Source organism: Planomonospora alba (genome assembly GCF_039534085.1).
In the GTDB taxonomy this organism is placed as follows: domain Bacteria; phylum Actinomycetota; class Actinomycetes; order Streptosporangiales; family Streptosporangiaceae; genus Planomonospora_B; species Planomonospora_B alba.
Genome location: NZ_BAAAUT010000001.1, coordinates 151,948 through 170,382 on the forward strand (window position 1 = coordinate 151,948; position 18,435 = coordinate 170,382).

At 75.9% G+C, this 18,435-nt stretch carries 13 protein-coding genes; 9 read left to right on the forward strand and 4 right to left on the reverse strand.

The features are described 5' to 3' along the window. The first annotated feature begins 162 nt into the window (after positions 1–162). The 9 genes from ABD823_RS00695 (at position 163) to ABD823_RS00735 (ending at position 14,815) form a co-directional block, all read left to right on the forward strand. Positions 163–2,337 carry a HelD family protein gene (locus tag ABD823_RS00695; protein WP_344854685.1) on the forward strand — a complete coding sequence of 725 codons (2,175 nt, stop codon included), beginning with the start codon at positions 163–165 and terminating at the stop codon, positions 2,335–2,337. Positions 2,338–2,852: 515 nt separating this feature from the next. Continuing rightward, the gene (lnt, locus tag ABD823_RS00700) at positions 2,853–4,517 is read left to right on the forward strand and encodes an apolipoprotein N-acyltransferase (RefSeq protein ID WP_344854687.1); all 1,665 of its coding nucleotides are present in this window, start codon (positions 2,853–2,855) and stop codon (positions 4,515–4,517) included. Continuing rightward, a complete protein-coding gene (locus ABD823_RS00705; protein WP_344854817.1) occupies positions 4,517–5,260 on the forward strand; it encodes a polyprenol monophosphomannose synthase in 744 nt (247 codons plus the stop codon). The genes lnt and ABD823_RS00705 overlap by 1 nt, the downstream gene beginning before the upstream one ends. Positions 5,261–5,430: 170 nt before the next feature. Beyond that, complete coding sequence (locus ABD823_RS00710) at positions 5,431–8,007, forward strand: GAF domain-containing protein (RefSeq protein ID WP_344854689.1); 2,577 nt, start codon at positions 5,431–5,433, stop codon at positions 8,005–8,007. A gap of 169 nt (positions 8,008–8,176) precedes the next feature. Then, positions 8,177–8,605 (forward strand): hypothetical protein, encoded by a 429-nt coding sequence (locus ABD823_RS00715; RefSeq protein WP_344854691.1) that lies wholly within the window; start codon positions 8,177–8,179, stop codon positions 8,603–8,605. A 124-nt stretch (positions 8,606–8,729) separates the two neighbouring features. Next, the gene (locus ABD823_RS00720) at positions 8,730–13,382 is read left to right on the forward strand and encodes an HAD-IC family P-type ATPase (RefSeq protein WP_344854693.1); all 4,653 of its coding nucleotides are present in this window, start codon (positions 8,730–8,732) and stop codon (positions 13,380–13,382) included. A 70-nt stretch (positions 13,383–13,452) separates the two neighbouring features. Then, positions 13,453–13,578, forward strand: coding sequence for a hypothetical protein (locus ABD823_RS00725; RefSeq protein WP_344854695.1), 126 nt, complete (start codon positions 13,453–13,455; stop codon positions 13,576–13,578). A 90-nt stretch (positions 13,579–13,668) separates the two neighbouring features. Beyond that, positions 13,669–14,235 (forward strand): FxsA family protein, encoded by a 567-nt coding sequence (locus tag ABD823_RS00730; RefSeq protein ID WP_344854697.1) that lies wholly within the window; start codon positions 13,669–13,671, stop codon positions 14,233–14,235. Positions 14,236–14,686: 451 nt separating this feature from the next. Continuing rightward, entirely contained in the window at positions 14,687–14,815 is a 129-nt protein-coding gene (locus ABD823_RS00735; protein ID WP_344854699.1) for a hypothetical protein, read from the forward strand. Here the strand turns inward: ABD823_RS00735 and ABD823_RS00740 are convergent. The 4 genes from ABD823_RS00740 to ABD823_RS00755 form a co-directional block, all read right to left on the reverse strand. Beyond that, positions 14,802–15,263 (reverse strand): SRPBCC family protein, encoded by a 462-nt coding sequence (locus ABD823_RS00740; protein WP_344854701.1) that lies wholly within the window; start codon positions 15,261–15,263, stop codon positions 14,802–14,804. The two genes, ABD823_RS00735 and ABD823_RS00740, sit on opposite strands and share 14 nt — an antisense overlap. 234 nt (positions 15,264–15,497) lie before the next feature. After that, positions 15,498–16,091, reverse strand: coding sequence for a snapalysin family zinc-dependent metalloprotease (locus ABD823_RS00745; protein ID WP_344854703.1), 594 nt, complete (start codon positions 16,089–16,091; stop codon positions 15,498–15,500). Positions 16,092–16,490: 399 nt separating this feature from the next. Then, positions 16,491–16,835: an RNA polymerase-binding protein RbpA gene (locus ABD823_RS00750; protein WP_344854705.1), complete on the reverse strand. Its 345-nt coding sequence runs from the start codon at positions 16,833–16,835 to the stop codon at positions 16,491–16,493. A gap of 236 nt (positions 16,836–17,071) precedes the next feature. Further along, entirely contained in the window at positions 17,072–18,427 is a 1,356-nt protein-coding gene (locus tag ABD823_RS00755) for an MFS transporter (protein WP_344854707.1), read from the reverse strand. Positions 18,428–18,435: the final 8 nt, after the last annotated feature.

Sequence of the window (18,435 nt, forward strand, 5' to 3'; positions counted from 1 at the left end):
CAGCACAAAGCGTCATAAAGCCCGGAGCATCCTATTAGCGCCAAAGATAGTGGAGCAGCGGCAACCCGTCAAATCGAGCTCGCCAAGGAGCAGGGATACGTCTCCGCCCTGTACGCACGGCTCGACCTCCTGCGCGAGCGCACCCAGCGGCAACTCGACGGCGTGCTGGCCCAGGGAGGCGGCGGCACCCACCAGAACCGCTCGGAGCGCGACACCTTCGCCGGGATGTACGCCGAGCGGCTGGCCCGCCTGTGGGCGGTGGAGAACGGCCTGTGCTTCGGGCGGCTCGACAACGCCGACCACACCTCCCTCTACATCGGCCGCATCGGACTGGCCGACGACGACCAGCGCCGCCTGCTGATCGACTGGCGGGCCCCGGTGGCGCAGCCCTTCTACCGGGCCACCCCCACCGCCCCGATGGGCGTCACCCGCCGCCGCCACCTGCAGACCAGGGGGCGCACGGTGATCGGCGTCGACGACGACCTGCTCGACCTCGACGCCCTCACCGAGGAGGACGAGGCCACGCTCAACGGCGAGGCCGCCCTGCTGGCCTCGCTCGGCGCCCGCCGCACCGGGCGCATGCGCGACATCGTGGCCACCATCCAGGCCGAGCAGGACCGCATCATCCGATCCGACCTGGCCGGCGTGCTCGTCGTGCAGGGCGGGCCCGGCACCGGCAAGACCGTCGTCGCCCTGCACCGGGCGGCCTACCTGCTCTACACCCACCGGGAGAAGCTGGCCCGCAAGGGCGTGCTCATCCTCGGCCCCAACCTCACCTTCCTGCGCTACATCGAGCAGGTCCTGCCCTCCCTGGGCGAGACCGACGTGCTGCTGTCCACGGTCGCCGAGCTGTACCCCGGGATCACCGCCACCGCGCCGGAGCACCCCGGGACGGCCGCGGTCAAGGGCGACGAGCGCATGGCGCAGGTGCTGGCGCGCGCCGTACGGGACCGGCAGCGGGTGCCCCGCAAGCCCATCGAGATCAAGCTGGACCGCTACACGCTCCGCCTCGACGGCCGAACCCTGGAGGCCGCGCGCAACCGGGCCGCCCGCTCGCGCCGCCCGCACAACGAGGCCCGCGCCGTCTTCGTCCGCCACCTGCTCAACGCCCTCGCCCGGCAGGCGGCCCGGGAGCTCGGCAAGGGCGCCGTCGACGACGACGAGCTGGCCGACCTGCGCGAGGAGCTCCGCACCGAGCAGCCGGTGAAGGCCGCGCTGAACCGGCTGTGGCCCTACACCACCCCGCAGCAGCTCCTGCTCGGGCTGTTCACCTCCCGCGAACGGCTCGAGTACGCCGCGGCCGACCTGAGCCCGGCCGAGCGCGGGCTGCTGCTGCGCGAGCCGCCCCGCAAGGGGGAGACCTGGTGGACCCCCGCCGACGTGGCGCTGCTGGACGAGGCCGCCGAGCTGCTCGGCGACATCGACCCCGCCGTGCTGCGGGCCGGGGCGTGGATGGCCGAGGAGGAGCAGGCCGCCGCCCGCGCCGCCGAGCAGGAGGAGGCCGGCATGCGCCTCGCCTACGCCAAGGAGGTGCTGGAGCTGACCGGCCTGTCCGAGATCATGGACGCGGAGAGGTTCGCCGCCCGGCACCTGGACGACGACATCTACCGGACCACCGCCGAGCGGGCCGCCGGCGACCGCACCTGGGCCTTCGGCCACGTCATCGTGGACGAGGCGCAGGAGCTGTCGCCGATGGACTGGCGCATGGTCATGCGCCGGTGCCCCAGCCGGTCGATGACGATCGTCGGCGACCTGGCGCAGACCGCCTCGGCGGCCGGGGCCCGCTCCTGGGACCGGGTGCTCGACCCGTACGCGGCCGGGCGCTGGCGGATCGAGACCCTCAGTGTGAACTACCGCACCCCCACCGAGCTGATGGAGGTGGCCGCCGCCGTGCTCCCGCTGGTCGGCCCCGGCCTGGCCGCGCCCGCCTCGGTGCGGCAGACCGGCGAGCGCCCCTGGGCCGCCTCCCCGCTGGAGTCCCTCCCCGAGCTGGTCAAGGCCGAGCTCGTCGAGGGCGGCCGCCTGGCGGTGCTCGTCCCCGCCTCCCTCGCCGCCGAGCTGGGCGAGGCCGTGACCCGCTCCGTCGACGGCGCGGTCGCCGGGCCCGGCACGGCGGCCCTGGACGCCCCGGTGGCGGTCCTGGGCGTCGCCGAGGCCAAGGGGCTGGAGTTCGACGCCGTCATCGTGGCCGAGCCCGCCCTGATCCTGGCGGAGTCGCCCCGGGGCGCGAGCGACCTGTACGTCGCCCTGACCCGGGCCACGCGGCGGCTCGGCGTGGTCCACAGCCGGCCGCTGCCCGGGCCGCTCGCCGGGCTGGAGCGGCACCGGACCGCCTGAGACGGGCCGGCCGGGGCGGGGACGCCGGCGCGGACCAGACCGCCCGCGCCGGAGCCGGGCGCGCCCTAGCTGCGGAAACAGGACGTTTCCGCAGTTGGCGACGAGGTTGACATCTGCGCTGAGGTCGGTAGTTTTGCTCCCCAGTCCAGCACGGGACTGGCCGGTTGGCCGTCCCTGACATCACCGGTTCCTCGCCCGCGGCGGAGCGTCACTCCGCCCGCACAGCCAGGCGCAGGACCGGTGATCCGTCGGGTCGGGGCACCCCAGCCGGGTGGGGGAATGGACCCGGGGGATGCCTGGGCACCCAGTAGACAACGGCAATCCGCGCCCGCCGCCGACGGGACGGAACCGGTCCGAAGGGTTCGTCCGGGCACTCTTCCCGCTCCCGTGCCGGTCACGCGAATGTCGGGGTGATCCCCAGGGCATCCGTCCGCCCTGGAGGTCACCCCGCTGTCGTGCTGCGGGTACCGTTCGGCTAGCACGTGCTGCAGGTCCGGACGTCCGAGGAGAGCCCCGTGGTGCAGGAGAAGACGGCCCCGCCGGTCGGGGGCCCCCCGGAGTCCTCCCGCGCGCAGGCCCCGGGCGTCTCCCCGCGCCGTCGGGCGGCGGCCCGCGCGGCCGCCGCGGCCGCGGGCGGGCTCCTGCTCTACCTCGCCTTCCCTCCGATCGGCCTGTGGTACCTCGCCCCTCTCGGCGCCGCGCTCATGATCCTGGCGGTGCACGGCACCCGCCCCCGCCGGGCCGCCTGGCTCGGCCTCGCCGGAGGGCTCGCCTTCCTCGCCCCCGGGCTGCACTGGGTCAGCCCCATCGGCACGGACGCCTGGCTGGGCCTGACGGCCATCGAGAGCCTCTTCTACGCCGCCTGGGGGGCCGGCACCGCCCTGGTCGCCCGGCTGCCCCTGTGGCCCCTGTGGAGCTCCGCGCTCTGGGTCGCCATGGAGTGGGCCCGCGGCGCCGTCCCCTTCGGGGGCTTCCCCTGGATGCGGATCGCCTTCAGCCAGGGCGAGTCGGTCCTGACCCCGTACGCGGCCCTGGGCGGGGCGCCGCTGGTCAGCTTCGCGGCGGTGCTCTGCGGGGCGCTGCTCGCCCTGGCCGCGCTGCGGGCCCGGCACGCGCCGCGGCCGCGGGGCCGGGCGTTCGCCCGCTCCGCCGTGCCGCCGCTCGCCCTGGCCCTGGCGGTCCCCGCCGGGGCCTTCGCCGTACCCCGGTACGGAGACGAGGGAAGGACCGTCACCGTCGGCGTCATCCAGGGCAACGTGCCCGGCCGGGGCATGACCCCGCTGGGCGACGAGCCGGCCGTGGTGCTGCGCAACCACACCCGCAAGCTCCACGAGATGGCGCAGGCCGTACGGGACGGCCGGATGCCCCGGCCGGACATCGTGGTGCTGCCGGAGAACTCCACCGACATCGACCCCTACCGCAGCGCCACGGCCCGCGCCGAGATCGACGCCGCGGTGAAGGACATCGGCGTGCCCGTCCTGGTCGGGGCCGTGGTCGGGATCGGGGAGAGCAACCGGGCCACCCGCAGCCTGGTGTGGGACCCGGTGACCGGGCCCGGCGCCTACTACGACAAGCAGAAGCTCGTGCCCTTCGGCGAGTTCACCCCGATGAAGGACCTCGTGCTCGCCCTGTTCGAGCGGGCCTCCCTGGTCGGCAAGCAGTCGGTGGCCGGCACCCGCGACGGCGACCTGAGGCTCGGGCCGGTGACCGTCGGAGCGGTCAACTGCTACGAGGTCGCCTTCGACGACGTCGTCCGCGGCACCGCCCGGACCGGTGCCAGCCCCCTGGTGGTGCAGACCAACAACGCCACCTACGCGCGGACCGGCCTGCCGCCCCAGCAGCTGGCCATGTCGCAGCTGCGCGCCGTGGAGCACAACCGCGCCGTGGTCACCTCCGCGATCACCGGGATCTCCGCCGCGGTGACCCCGGAGGGCGAGGTGGTCTGGCGCACGGACGAGCTGGTCCCCGACATGGCCGTGCTGACCGTCTCGGTCCGCACGGAGCGGACCGTGGCCACCGGGGTTGGCGCGTTGCCCGAGTGGGCCCTGATACTGGTGGGTACGGCCGCGCTGGCCGTGGTCCCGGCGGTCCCGGCGGTCCCGGCGGTCCCGGTGCTCCGGCGGCGCGCGCCGGCGGACCGGAAGGCACAGCAGGACGAGCGGCAGGTGGAAGGCGCATGATGGAGCGGATGGTCGGCAGGGTGCTCGTCATCGTCCCTACGTACAACGAGCGGGAGAACCTGCCGATGATCGTCCGGCGGGTGCGCGAGGCGGTGCCCGAGGCGCACCTGCTGGTCGCCGACGACGCCAGCCCCGACGGCACCGGCGAGGTCGCCGACGGGCTGGCCGCCGCCGACGACCACGTCCACGTGCTGCACCGGCCGGGCAAGCAGGGCCTGGGCGCCGCCTACATCGCGGGGTTCCGCTGGGGCATGGCCGAGGGCTACGACGTGCTCGTGGAGATGGACGCCGACGGCTCCCACCAGCCCGAGGAGCTGCCCAAGCTGCTCCGGGCGCTGGCCGCCGGCGCCGACCTGGCCATCGGCTCGCGCTGGGTGCCCGGCGGCAAGGTGGTCAACTGGCCCGCCTCCCGGGAGTTCCTGTCCCGCGGCGCGAACCTCTACAGCCGGATGATGCTCGGCTTCCCCGTCCGCGACGCCACCGCGGGCTTCCGCGCCTACCGCGCCTCGACCCTGGAGAAGATCGGCCTGGACGACGTGGCGTCGCAGGGCTACTGCTTCCAGGTCGACCTGACGCTGCGCACGGTCCGGCACGGCCTGCGCGTCACCGAGGTGCCGATCACCTTCGTGGAGCGCACCGTCGGCGCCAGCAAGATGAGCCGGGACATCATGGCCGAGGCGCTGTGGCGGATCACCCTGTGGGGGGTGACCGGCCTGCCCCGCAGGCTGCGGCGGCAGCGCTGACGCCCCGGCCCCGGTGCCGCGCGGGCACCGCCCGGCCTCCCGCGCCGCGTCCCGCCCGGTGCCCCGGACCGTGCCCGCGGGGCGCCGACCGGTGCCCGGCACCCGTGGTCGCGTAACGTTGCGGGTAGACCCAGGTGCGGGGTGGAGAACCCCCTCGGGGAGGTGGGATCGTGTCGGCGACGGATCGCATCCGCGACGCCCGGAGACTGCGGACGCTGCACGCCACCGGCCTGCTGGAGGCGGCCGAGGTCCCCCGGCTGGACCGGGTGACCCGCCTGGCGGTGCGATGGCTGGGGGTGTCGGCGGCGATGGTGTCGCTGGTCGACGCCGAGCGCCAGATAGTCGTCAGCGCGGCCGGGTCCGCCGCTCCCGGGCGCGACCGGCGGATCCCCCTGTCGCAGTCGCTGTGCCGGCACATCGTGGCGAACGACGCGCCGCTGACCGTGCCCGACGTGCGCGCCGACACGCGCTGGCGCGAGGTCGGGGCCGCCCGCGTCGGGCCGCTGGGCTCCTACGCCGGGATGCCGCTGCGGGCGGGACGCGGCCAGGTGCTGGGCACGCTGTGCGTGGTCGACGCCGAGCCCCGGCAGTGGAGCGGCGAGCAACTGGAGACGCTGGAGGACCTGGCCGCGCTGGCGGAGGCCGAGATCGAGGCGCGGCTGGCCCGGACCGGGCCCCGGCGGCCGGAGGACGAGAGCAGGTTCCTGCGGGCGCTGCTCGACAGCCTGGACGTCGGGGTCGACGCCTGCGACGCCGAGGGGCAGGTGATCTTCACCAACCTGCCGCTGCGGGAGATCCGTACCTGGGGACCCCACGCCCACGCCCTGGACGCGGGGGACGCCTTCCAGGTCTTCGCCGCCGACGGGCGCACCCCGCTGCGCGGCGACCGGGTGCCGCTGGCGCGGGTCCTGGCCGGCGAGCGGATCGACGGCGAGGAGGTCGTCGCCCGCCCTCCGGGCGTCGAACCGCGCCGGTTCGCCGTCACCGGCCGGCCGATCGAGGCCGACGACGGACGCACCCTGGGCGCGGTGGTGACCCTGCACGACATCACCGCCGCCCGCCGGGCCGAGACGCTGCGCTCGGCCCAGCACGCGGTGGTGGAGGTCCTGGCCGACGCCGCCTCCACCCAGGAGGCCGCCGTCGGCGTGGCCGCCGCGGTCACCGAGGCGCTCGGCTGGACCTACGGCGAGTACTGGCAGGTCGACCCCGGCGGGGAGTCCATCACCTCCATCGCTTTCTGGAGCAGGCCCGGACGGGACCTGACGGCCTTCACCGCCGGCCAGCCGACCTCGTTCGCCCGGGGGCAGGACCTGCCCGGACTGGCCTGGGAGCGCGGGGAGCCGGTCTGGATCGGCGACATGGCGGCCGAACCGCGTGACTTCTCCCGGCTGCAGGGCGCGCTGCGGGCCGGTCTGCGCTCGGCGATGGCCCTGCCGGTGCGCAGCGGCGACCAGGTGCTGGGCGTGCTGATCTTCGGCGCGGACCACCCCCAGCAGCCCGACCGCGATCTGGTCGACCTGCTGGACGGCGTCTGCGCCCACATCGGCCGGTACATGGAGCGCCGCCGCGCCGAGGAGCTCAGCGTGGCCCTGGCCGAGAGCCGCCGCCAGTTCGACCAGATCGTCAACCAGCTCACCGACAAGATCTGGACCGTCGAGATCCGCCCCGACGGCACGGCCCGCCCGATCTACGTCAACACCGAGCACACCACCGTGTTCGGCGGACGGCTGCGCCTCGGCCCCGACGACGACTTCATCGCCGTCATGCTCCGGCTCGTCCACCCCGACGACCACGACGCCTTCCACGCCTACTGCGCCGAGCTCGTCTCCGGCCGCCGGGCGCAGCTGGAGTACCGGCTCATCGGCCTGGACGGCGTCACCCGCTGGATCTGGACCCGGGGCGTGCCCCGCCGCGAGGGGGAGCGGCTGCTGGTCGACGGCATCTCCACGGACGTCACCGGGCACCACGAGATCGCCGAGGAGCGGGAGCGCCTGCTCGCCCAGCGCCAGCAGCAGGTCGACCGGCTGCGGGAGCTGGACGCGATGAAGGACGACCTGATGGCGATGGCCAGCCACGAGCTGCGCAGCCCCATCAGCGTCATCCGCAGCTACGCCGAGATGCTGCGCGAGGCCCCCGAGCTGCCCGAGGACTACCGGACCTTCATCGAGGTCATCGACCGCAAGAGCGACCACCTGCAGCACCTGGTGGACGACCTGCTGGACCTGGCCCGCCTGGAGTCCGGCCGGGTGAGCATCGACGCGCGCACGGTGTGGCTGACCCGCCTGGTCCGCCAGGCCGTCGACGAGCACCGGGCGGCCGCCCGGGCCAGGCGGATCGACCTGACCGCCGACCTCCCCCACCACCTGCACGTGCACGCCGACCCGGTGCGGCTGCGCCAGGTGATGGACAACCTGCTGTCGAACGCGGTCAAGTACACGCCCGACGGCGGCACCGTCACCGTCACCGGCGAGCACCGGCGCGGCGGTGACGGGCGCGGGGGCACGGTCGCGGTGACCGTCGCCGACAGCGGCATCGGCATCCCGGCCGACCAGTACGATCAGCTGTTCACCCGGTTCTTCCGGGCCTCCACCGCCCGCCGGGCCGGGATCAAGGGCACCGGGCTGGGACTGGCCGTCACCAAGGCGATCGTGGAGGCCCACGGCGGCACCGTCACCGCCGCACCGCGCGAGGGCGGGGGCACCGCCTTCACGGTGTGCCTGCCGGCCGACCCCTCGGCGCCGGGCTGAACCCGGCTCGGTCTCCGCGCCGGTCGGGGATCCCGTTCCGGACGTTTCCGGCGCGCCGCTTCGAGGAACGTACAGGAGCGACCTCGCAGGTCATGTACCGGCAGCCGGAGGGCCCGTCCCTCCGCTGACACCATGGAGAGCGTCCCCCCGACTCTTGAGAGAAGGGGCCATGACGGAAACCGCTCAGACGACCCGGCGATCACGTGAGCGTGCGCAGTCCAGATCCGGTACGGCCGCCGGGCGCAAGCCCGCCGCGGCGAAGCCCGTGCAGTCCGTGGACCCCGTGGAGCTCGCGGGGAACGGGCACGCCGACCGGCCGCTCACCCTGACGCTTCCCATGATCACCTTGCAGTTCCGGCCTCCGCAGGTCACCGGGCGGGAGATCGGCCAGGTCCTCGGCATCGCCCGCTCCTTCCTCCCGCCGCGCGAGCGCCTGGCCTACTACGGCGGGCTCGGCGCGCTGGCGGCGTTCGGGCTCCTGGAGTGGCCGGTGGCCGCCGCGATCGGCGTCGGGACGGTAATCGCCCAGCGCTCCCGCGGAGGAGGCGGGGAGGAGTCCCGGGCGCGGGCGGACGGCGGGGGACGCGCCTCCGCCTGACCGCCTCCGCCCGGCCCGGACCCCGGTCCGCCCGGCCGTTCCCGCCGCCGGTCCGCCCGGCCGTTCCCGCCGCCGGTCCGCCCGGCCGTTCCCGCCGCTCGATCCAGGCCCGCTGGAGAGGTGAATGTTGCTGTCACGGTTGCTCGTGATCTCCACCGACGTGCTCCGGGACGTCCTGCCGGACTGCCTCGCGGGCACGCTGCCGCGTACCCGCAGGGTGCGGCCCTGCCCCGGAGGGATCCGGATCGACCTGCACGCGATCGGCCGCCCGGGCACGGAGCGGGCGGCGCGTCGGCTCGAGGCGCGGCTGCGCGCGCTGGACGGGGTGGAGCGGGCGGAGGTCAACGGCGCCCTCGGCTGCGTCTTCGTCTCCGGACGCGAGGACCCGGCCGGTCACGGCGAACTGCTGGCGGTCGTCGCCGAGTTCGACGCCGGGCCCGGCACGGAGACCGGCACGGCCGGTACGGGGCCGGGGACGGCGCCCGGCCGGGAGCGCGGCCCGGAGGCCGGCGAGGCGGAGGCGGGCGGTCCCGGCGCGGCGGACGGCGCGGTGTCCGGGGCGGCGGACGCGGCGGCCGCCTCCGGCCCGGGCGGGGAGGCGGACGGCGGGAGCGGTGGGGACCGGGCCCCGCACCACCCGCCGCACCACCCGCCGGTCCGCCTGGCGGAGCGGCACGCGCGCGCCGCGCTCCGGCTCTGCGCGGACGCGGCCGGGATCGGGCTGGCGCTGGCCGGGAAGGCGGCGCGGCTGCCGAGGCTCTCCCCGGTGGTGCCGGCCCTGCTGCACCTGGCGGACTCCACTCCGGCCCTGCGCCAGGAGCTGAACCGCCGGATCGGCCGCTCCGCCGCCGACACGCTGTTCACCGCCGGGCACGTCGTCGGCCAGACGCTCGCGCTGAGCCCTTCCGCGCTGCTCGTCCACGCGGCGGGGTCGCTCGTCCACTACGCCGAGGCGCGCGCCGTGCGGGCGGCCTGGCGGCGCCTGGAGCAGGAGCTGGCCCGCACCCGGGGCGCCTACCGCCACATCAGCAAGCCGGTCCGGCCGCGCCCCGTCCCGCTGCCCGGCGGCCCGATCGAGCGGTACGCGGACGTCGCGAGCCCGGCGACGGTGGGGGCCTACGCGCTGACCAGGTCCTTCAGCCGCAGCGCCCGCCGCGGCCACGCCATGATGGTCGCGGCCACGCCCAAGCAGGCGAAGCTGGGCCGGCGGGCGTTCGCGGGCGCGGTCGGGCGCGCCCTGGCGCGGCGCGGCTCGGTGGTGCTCGACCCGCACGCCCTGCGCCGCCTCGACCGCGTCGACACGGTCGTCCTCGACGCCGAGGTCCTGCTCACGGGCGCCTGGACGGTCGACCGCGTCCTGCGCCCCGCCGACGGCGCCGCGGGCGCGGGCGGGACGGGCGGCGCGGACGGGGCGGGCGAGGTGGACGCCGACACGCTGTACGCGCGGCTGCACGCCCTCATCGACCCCGCCGACCCCACCGCGCACCGGCGGGACGGGGAGTGGGCCGTCGGGCCGCTGACCCGGCTGCCCGGTCCGCAGGCGGCCGAGGGGCACGCCTGGCGCGCCCAGGGGCTGCGGGCCGTGGGACTGACCCGGCGCGGCGAGCTGGTCGCCGTGGCCGCCCTGGCCCGGGAGACGGACCCGCTGGCCGAGGCGGTCGTCGCGGCGGCCAAGGCCGCCGGCACCGTGCTGCTCTCGGGCGGGGACCGGGGCCTGGCCGCGCGGTTCGGCGTCGGCCGGACCGCCTCCGGCGGCGCCCGGCTCGCCGCCGCGGTCCACGCGCTCCAGGCCGAGGGCCGCGCCGTCGCCGTGGTCTCGCGGGGCCTGGCCAGGGCGCTGGCCCAGGCGGACCTGGGCGTCGGGGTGACGGACGGATCCGGCCGGGTGCCGTGGGAGGCGGACGTGGTCGGCGACCTCGCCGGCGCCCACCTGCTGTTGAGCTGCCTGCCCCGGGCGCGGAGGGCGAGCCGGCGCAGCGTGCGGCTGGGCGCCGCCGGGGCGGGCATCGGCGCGCTCGTGGCGGTCGCCGGGCCGGAGGCGGCGGCACCGGCCCGGGCGCACCTGGTGAGCAACTGCGTCTCGCTGGCCGCGCTCGCCCTGGGCGAGCTGTCGGGCCGCGCCGCCGGACGCGCGCCGTCCCCGGTCCGCGCCGACGGCACCCCCTGGTACGCGATGACGGCCGACGACGTCCTGGCCCGGCTGGACTCCTCGCCCGACGGGATCGCCGAGACGGACGCCGCCGGGCGGCGGGCCGGGACGGGGACGGAGGAGGCCGGGACGCCGCGCCGGTCCCTGGTCCGCGCCTCCGCCGAGGAGCTGGCCAACCCGCTGACCCCCGTGCTGGCGGCGGGGGCGGGCATGTCCGCGCTGATCGGCTCGGTGCTGGACGCGGTCCTGATCGGCGGGGTGACGGTCGTCAGCGCGCTCGTGGGCGGCGCGCAGCGGCTCCGGGCGGAGGGGGCGCTGCGCAGCCTGACCGAGGCATCCTCGATCCGGGTGCGGCTCCGCCGGCCCGGCGGGGACACACAGACCACCGCCACGGAGCTGGTCCCGGGGGACGTGGTCGAACTGCACGCCGGCGACGCCGTACCGGCCGACTGCCGCGTGCTGGAGGCGGTGGGCCTCGAACTCGACGAGTCGCCGCTCACCGGCGAGTCGCAGCCGGTACTGAAGACCGCGGCGCCCACGATGGCCTCGGCCGTCGCGGAGCGCAGCTGCATGCTCTACCAGGGCACGACCGTGGCCGCGGGGAGCGGGCGCGCCGTGGTCGTCGCGACGGGCGAGGCGACCGAGGCGGGCCGGGGGGCCCGGCTGGCCGCCGGGCCGCGCCCGCCGACCGGGGTGGAGCTGCGGCTGCGCGCGCTGGGCCGGCGGATCCTGCCGCTGTCGATCGGCTCCGGCCTCGCCCTGCTGGCCGTGGACCTGCTCCGCGGCCGCTCGCTGGCGGCGGGACTCGTGCCCGCGGTGAGCCTGGCCGTGGCGGCCGTGCCCGAGGGGCTGCCCTTCATCGCCACGGTCGCGGAGCTGGCCGCCGCGCGGCGGCTGTCCAAGCGGGCCGCGCTGGTGCGCAACCCCTCCACCATCGAGGCCCTGGGCCGGGTGAACGTGCTGTGCTTCGACAAGACCGGGACGCTCACCGAGGGGCGCATCAGCCTGGGCCGCGTCTCGGACGGGCGCGGCGCGCACCCCGCGGGGGCGCTCCCGCCCGGGCTGCGGCCGGTCGTCGCCGCGGCGCTGCGCGCCGGCCCCGGATCCGGTGCCGGCCTGGCCCACGCCACGGACCGCGCCATCGTGGAGGGCGCCCGCCTGCTCGGCGTGACCGCCCGGGAGGGGGCGGACGGCTGGTGGCGGATCGCCGAGCTGCCGTTCGAGCCGGGACGGGGCTACCACGCCGTGCTCGGCGCGAGCGGCCCGGACCGCCTGCTGAGCGTCAAGGGCGCCCCGGAGACCGTGCTCGCCCGCTGCACGGCGGTGCGCCGCGGCGAGCGGACGGAACCCCTGGACGAGGAGGCCAGGCTGGGACTGGAGCGGGAGATGGACGCCCTCGCCCGGCAGGGGTACCGGGTGCTCGCGGTGGCGCAGCGGCCCGCCTCCGGGCGGGGCGATCTCGACGAGAGCCGCATCGGCGGGCTCTGCTTCCTCGGCTTCCTCGGCCTGGCCGATCCCGTACGGCCCACCGCCGCGCGCAGCGTGGCCCGCCTGACGAGGTCCGGCGTCCGGGTCGTCATGGTCACCGGCGACCACCCGAGCACCGCCGAGGCGATCGCCGCCGAGCTCGGCGTGCTGGACGGCCGGCGGGTCATGACGGGTCCCGAGCTCGATGACATCGACGACGACGTCCTGGCCAAGGTGCTGCCCGAGGTCGCGGTGTTCGCGCGGGCCACCCCGGCGCACAAGACGCGGATCGTCTCCTGCCTGCGCGGGGCGGGGGAGACCGTGGCGGTCACCGGTGACGGCGCCAACGACGCCCCGGCGATCCGCGCCGCGGACGTCGGCATCGCCCTGGGCTCCCGCGCCACGCCCGCCGCCCGGGCGGCCGCGGACGTCGTGGTGACCGACGACCGCATCGAGACGATCGTCGACGCGATCGTCGAGGGCAGGTCCATGTGGAGCTCGGTCCGCGACTCCCTGGGCATCCTGCTGGGCGGCAACATCGGCGAGATCGCCTTCACCGTCGGGTCCAACCTGCTCACCGGGCGCAGCGCGCTGAACGCCCGGCAGCTGCTCCTGGTCAACCTGCTGACCGACATGGTGCCCGCCATGGCGGTGGCGGTCCGGCCGCCCGCCGCGGCCAGCCCGGAGAAGCTGCTCGCCGAGGGGCCGGAGAACTCGCTCGGCGCCTCCCTGACCCGGGACATCTACCTGCGCGCCGCAACCACGACGGCGGCGGCCTCGGCCGCCTGGCTCGCGGGGCGGCTGACCGGCACCCGGGGGAGGGCGGACACGATCGGGCTGGTCGCCCTGGTCTCGGCGCAGCTGATGCAGACCCTCGCCAAGGGCGGGCGGGACCCGGTGGTCGCGCTCGCGGTCCTGGCCTCGCTCGCGGCCCTGGCCTGCATCGTCTCGCTCCCCGGCGTCAGCCGGTTTTTCGGGTCCCGTCCCCTGGGCCCCGTGGGATGGTCCATCGGCCTCGGCAGCGCCACGGCCGCCACGCTCCTGGGCATGGCGGCGGAGCCGCTGCTGCGGCGCTCCCCGCTCCCGGCGCTCCGGGAGGACCCGCGGTCTCCGGCTCACCGCCGCCAGGACTCCCCGTCCCCGGCCCGTCAGGAGGGATGAGAGCAGAGAGCTTCACCGGACCTACTCAGAGAACCCAGCCTCAAGCGGCTTATATCCCTTTGGGGTCGTCATGGACAATTTCTTCACATCCTTTCTCAGCAAAGCCGCCGTCATCGTGCTCGAAGTGCTCACCATGCGGCTGGTCGAGGCCCTCATCGCCGCGGTGATGCGCCGCCTCGGCTCGCACCCCGCCTGACTCCTCGCGGCGCTTCCGCCCCTCCGCGGAACGCGGAGGGCCCCGCGGACGTTGTCACTGTCGTACGGCGTCCGTGCGAGTGAGGAAACGATGCGCCTTCTACTCTTCCTGGCCTTCCTGGTCGTCCCGGTTCTGGAGATCTGGGTCCTGATCCAGGTCGGCGAGGTCATCGGCGGCCCGCTCACGGTCGCCCTGCTGATCGCCGGCGGCCTCCTCGGCTCCTGGCTCGTCCGCCGCGAGGGCCGCAGGGCCTGGCGGGACCTGCAGGCCGCGCTGCAGGGCGGCAGGATGCCCGACCGCGAGCTCGCCGACGGCGCCATGATCGTCGCGGGCGGCACCCTGCTGCTCACCCCGGGCTTCATCAGCGACATCGCCGGATTCCTGCTCGTGCTGCCCGTCACCCGGCCGCTGATGCGCAGGCTCGGCGCCTGGTTCTTCGCCCGCCGCCTCCGCGCCCTCGCCGCTCGGGCCGCCGCCGACCCCGGTCTCGGCGCGGCGTTCGGCCCGATGGGGGCGGGCTCCCCGTTCGACCCCTTCGAGGCGGCGGCGCGCGGCCGTACCGGCGGCCGCGGTCCCGTCATCCACGGCGAGGTCGTCCGCGACGAGCCGGCGGGCCCGGCCGCCCGCGACTCCGGGCGCGACCTCCCCGCCGGCTGACCCGCGCCGGCGGCCGCAGTCCGCTTCCGTCCGCCGCCGGAGCCTCCGGGGAGGCCAGCGGTGCCCGCTCCGGTGCCGGGAAGGCGGAGCGCGGCTGCGCCCCGGACCACCGCACCCCGATCGCGAACGCCGCCGCGGCCTCCAGACAGAACGCGCGGGACAGCCCGCCGCAGGGCACGGGCGTGCAGCCTGTCGAGGTGATCAGCGCGGCGGCCCGGCCGAGGCTCCCTGGCGCGTCCGCCGGCGAGGACGTCGTGGCCCGCGCGGACCCACGCGCCGCCCGGTGCCGCGGTCATCGCGCCCGTGCCGAGGATGCCGATGCGCATGGTGCACTCCTGCCTCCGGACCTCCGACTGCCTGGCGCGTGTCGCGTTCGAGGTGCCGGCCAGCCGATGGGGCGGCGTCGTGGACTACGCGCTGACGCCGGGCGCTGCTCGGCCCCATGCGGGCGATGGGCGCGTGGGCCGTGCGCCACCTGGACGACGTGCTCGACGCGCAGGAGCGGTTCACGGAGCGCCGGAGGGCGCGCCCCACCGGGGTTCCCGACCCCCGCCCGGCGGCCGTCCTCACCGGGCGCTGAGCGCCGCCAGGCGGCGCAGGGAGAGCCGGAGCAGGGCCGCGGCCGCCGGGCGGAGCAGCGCCCAGCCGAGCCGGCCGGCGGGACCGAACGGCAGGTCCAGCTCCTCCTCCCAGACGATCGTGCTGCCCGCGCCCGCGCGGGGGAGCACGCGGAAGGCGCCGGTGCCGCGCACCAACCGCCCGGTGTGCCGCACCGCGACCGTCGCCGGCGGGTCCCACAGGGTGATCTCCATCGTGTCCTGGAAGCCGAGCGGGCCGATCCCGGTGAAGGCGGCCAGCCCGCTCCCGGCGCCGCGGCCGTCACCGGCCGTGACACGCGCGCGGGTCAGCACCATCCACTCGTGGTGCCGGGGCCAGTCGGTCAGCACGGCGAAGACCCGCTCGGGAGGGGCCGGCGCGTCCACGGCGACGCTGAGGCGGACCGGTGCGGGTGTCGGTGTCGAGGTCATCCCGGGGTCCTTCCCCCGGAAGCGGTCCCGCACCGCGGCCGGCCCCGCCCGCTCCGGTCCCGCTCTCCCGGCCCCGTCCCGCTCCACGGCCCCGCCGGCGCCCGGAGGCCCTGCGGCCGGTCTCCGCCCTCGCGGCCGGTCGCCTCGCCTGGGCGCCTCGCCGCCGGTGCGAGGGCGGAGCCGGGGCCCGGCGCGGGGCGCCGGGCCGCCTGTGCGGGCCGTACGGCCCGGCGGTCACCGCGTGGCGGCCGCCGGGAGGTCGACGTAGATCTCACCGAACTCGACCTCCGGGGCGGTGAAGCCCGCGAAGTTCCGGTCGACGGCGGCCCGCTCCGCGCTGCTCGGGTAGGGGTTGGTGCAGCCGGTGCCCGCGCTCGACCCCGACATCAGGTCGGTGCACCGGCCGGTGCGCCGGTCGGGCAGGCCGAGGATGTGGCCGAGCTCGTGGGTGGCGATGCGCAGCGGGTCGTAGCCCTGGTCGGTGGCCTGCCGTCCCATCCACACGGTGCCCCGGCCCAGTCCGAGGGGCTGGGCGCGGGGCCAGCCGTTGTCGGCCAGGACGACGAGGTCGGCGGGGGTGCCGGGGACGAGGCGGACGTTGCCCACGCTGCCGTTCCAGATCTGCGCCGCGCGGTCCACGGCCGAGCGGAACTCGGCGGCCCTGCTCGCGTCGTAGCGGAGCGTGCGGACGGCGGTCCGGACGGTGGCCTGGGCGGTGGCCGCCTGGACGGACGCGCCCCGGTCGGGGGCGGCCTGGGCGGGGGTGACGGTCGCGACGAACGCGAGCCCCAGGACGAACGCCAGGGCGTAACGGATGATCCTTGACATCTCTGTCGGGCCTCCTCGGCCGATGGGGGGTGATCAGGCGAGGTGCCGTCACGATATTGGCCGAGGAGTTTGCCGTGAATGTGGCAAATGGTCCCTATCGCAGTGTTATGGGGTACTGCGTGTGATCAGAGGATGACAGGGACCGCCGTGAAGCCGGCAGGCCGCGAGGGACGCGGGGGCCGTGCCCGCCGGACGGAGCGGCGGGCACGACCGGCGTCGGGCCGCCGGTGGCGGGCTCGACGGTACAGGACCGGGCGGTGGCGGGGTCGACGGCGCAGGGCCGGGTGGCGCCAGGGCCGGGCGGTGGCGGGCCGGAAACGGCACGGGACCCCGGCGCCCGAAGGCGCCGGGGTCCCGTCAAGTGCCGGATCCGCCGGGTCGGATGGCCTCCGCCGGAGGTCAGGCGCTCTTGCGGCGCTGCGCGCGCAGGATCGCCAGCCGCTCGTTGAGGACCTCCTCCAGGTCCTCGATGGAGCGCCGCTCCAGCAGCATGTCCCAATGCGTCCGCGGGGGCTTGGACTTCTTGGCCTCCGGCAGCTCACCGTCCACCCGGATGGCGTTCAGGCCGCACATGCGGCACTCCCACATGGCCGGGATCTCGGCCTCGGCCGCCAGCGGGACGTCGAACCGATGGCCCTTCGGGCAGGTGTAGGACACCTCCTGACGCGGGGCCAGATCGGTGTTGCGGTCGTTCTCGTAGCTGGTCGCCCCGAGTCGGGTACCGCGCAGCGCACGCTCGCCCATGTTTCAATGCCTCCTGAGGGCCCCGTCGTGAGGGGTTGATCTCCCACGGCGTACAACGCTTGATACCGTGTGTGGATTCCCACACACGGCGTGATCCAACCGCGCTTTTCGCCGCCGCCCGCCGCGGATTCCCCGCGAGGGCCGGGAGACCGCCGCGCGCCGGTGCCCGGGCCGCGGGCGGCCCGGGCGATCACCGGCGGGTCCGGGGCGGGGGCCGGGCACCGCCCGATGGCCGCTCAGAGGCGTTCCGGGACCGGGTTGCCCGCCGCCCGGATGGCCCTGGGCAGGTTGATCGCGGCCAGGCCGGCCAGGCCGGCCACGAAGAAGACCAGCAGCGACAGGATCCCCAGCCGGTAGCTGTCGGTGAGCTGGAGCGCCAGGCCGAGGGTGAAGGAGCCGAGGAACGTCGAGCCCTTGTCGCTGATCTCGTACAGGCTGTAGTACTCCGCCTCCCTGCCCCGGGGGATCACGTGGGAGAACAGCGAGCGCGACAGGGCCTGGGTGCCGCCCATCACGATCGCGATGGCGAAGCCCAGCGCGAAGAAGGCCGGGGCCGACCCCTTGGGCAGGAAGTACGCCACGGCGACGACGGCGGTCCAGGCCACCAGTGCGTACATCACGACCCGCTTGGCGCCGTAGGAGACGGCGAGCCTGCCCAGCAGCAGCGCGCCGCCGAAGGCCACGAACTGCACCATCAGGATCGCCCCGATCCGGACGGTCTGACTCAGCCCGAGCTCCTGGTCGGCGTAGGTGGCCGAGAAGGAGATGACCGTCTGCACGCCGTCGTTGTAGATCAGGTAGGTGACCAGGAAGGCCAGCGTCAGCGGGTAGCGGCGCAGGTCCCTGATCGTGCGGCCGAGCTGCCGGAAGCTGCCGGCCACGGCCTGCCCGGCGTTCTCGGCGCCGCGGGCCGGCGCGCGCCGGTTGCGCAGCCGCAGCAGCGGGATGACCGTGAACCCGCCCCACCACAGGCCCGCCGAGGCCAGCGCGATGCGGACCGCGTCGCCCTCGGAGACGCCGAAGCCCTCGTGGCCGAGGAAGAGCCCCAGGTGGACCGCGAGCAGCAGGCCGCCGCCGAGGTAGCCGAAGCCCCAGCCCCGGGCGGAGACCGTGTCGCGCTCGTCGGCCGTGGCGATCTCCGGCAGGAACGAGTTGTAGACGACGAACGCCGCGGCGAAGCCGACGCTGGCGAGGATGTACAGCACGCCGCCCAGCAGGTAGCGCCCGTCGGCCAGGAACCAGAAGCAGACCGTCGCGCCCGCGCCGAGGTAGGCGGAGGCCCCCATGATCTGCTTCTTGCGGCCGGTGTGGTCGGCCAGGGCGCCCACCACGGGCATCAGGACGATCTGCAGCACGGCGGCGACGCCCACCACGAACGAGTAGTAGGCGCTGGGCCGTACGTCGAACCAGAGCACGGGGACGTACGGCGCCCCGGCGGCGGCGGTCTCGGCGATCGTCGTGAGGTACGGCCCCAGGAAGACGGTCAGGACCGTGGTGGGGAAGGCCGAGTTGGCCCAGTCGTACCAGTACCAGCCCCGCTGCTCGCGGCGGCGGGCCTGCGGGGTCTCTTCGAGGGCCGGTTCGGTGGCCATGGGCGTCC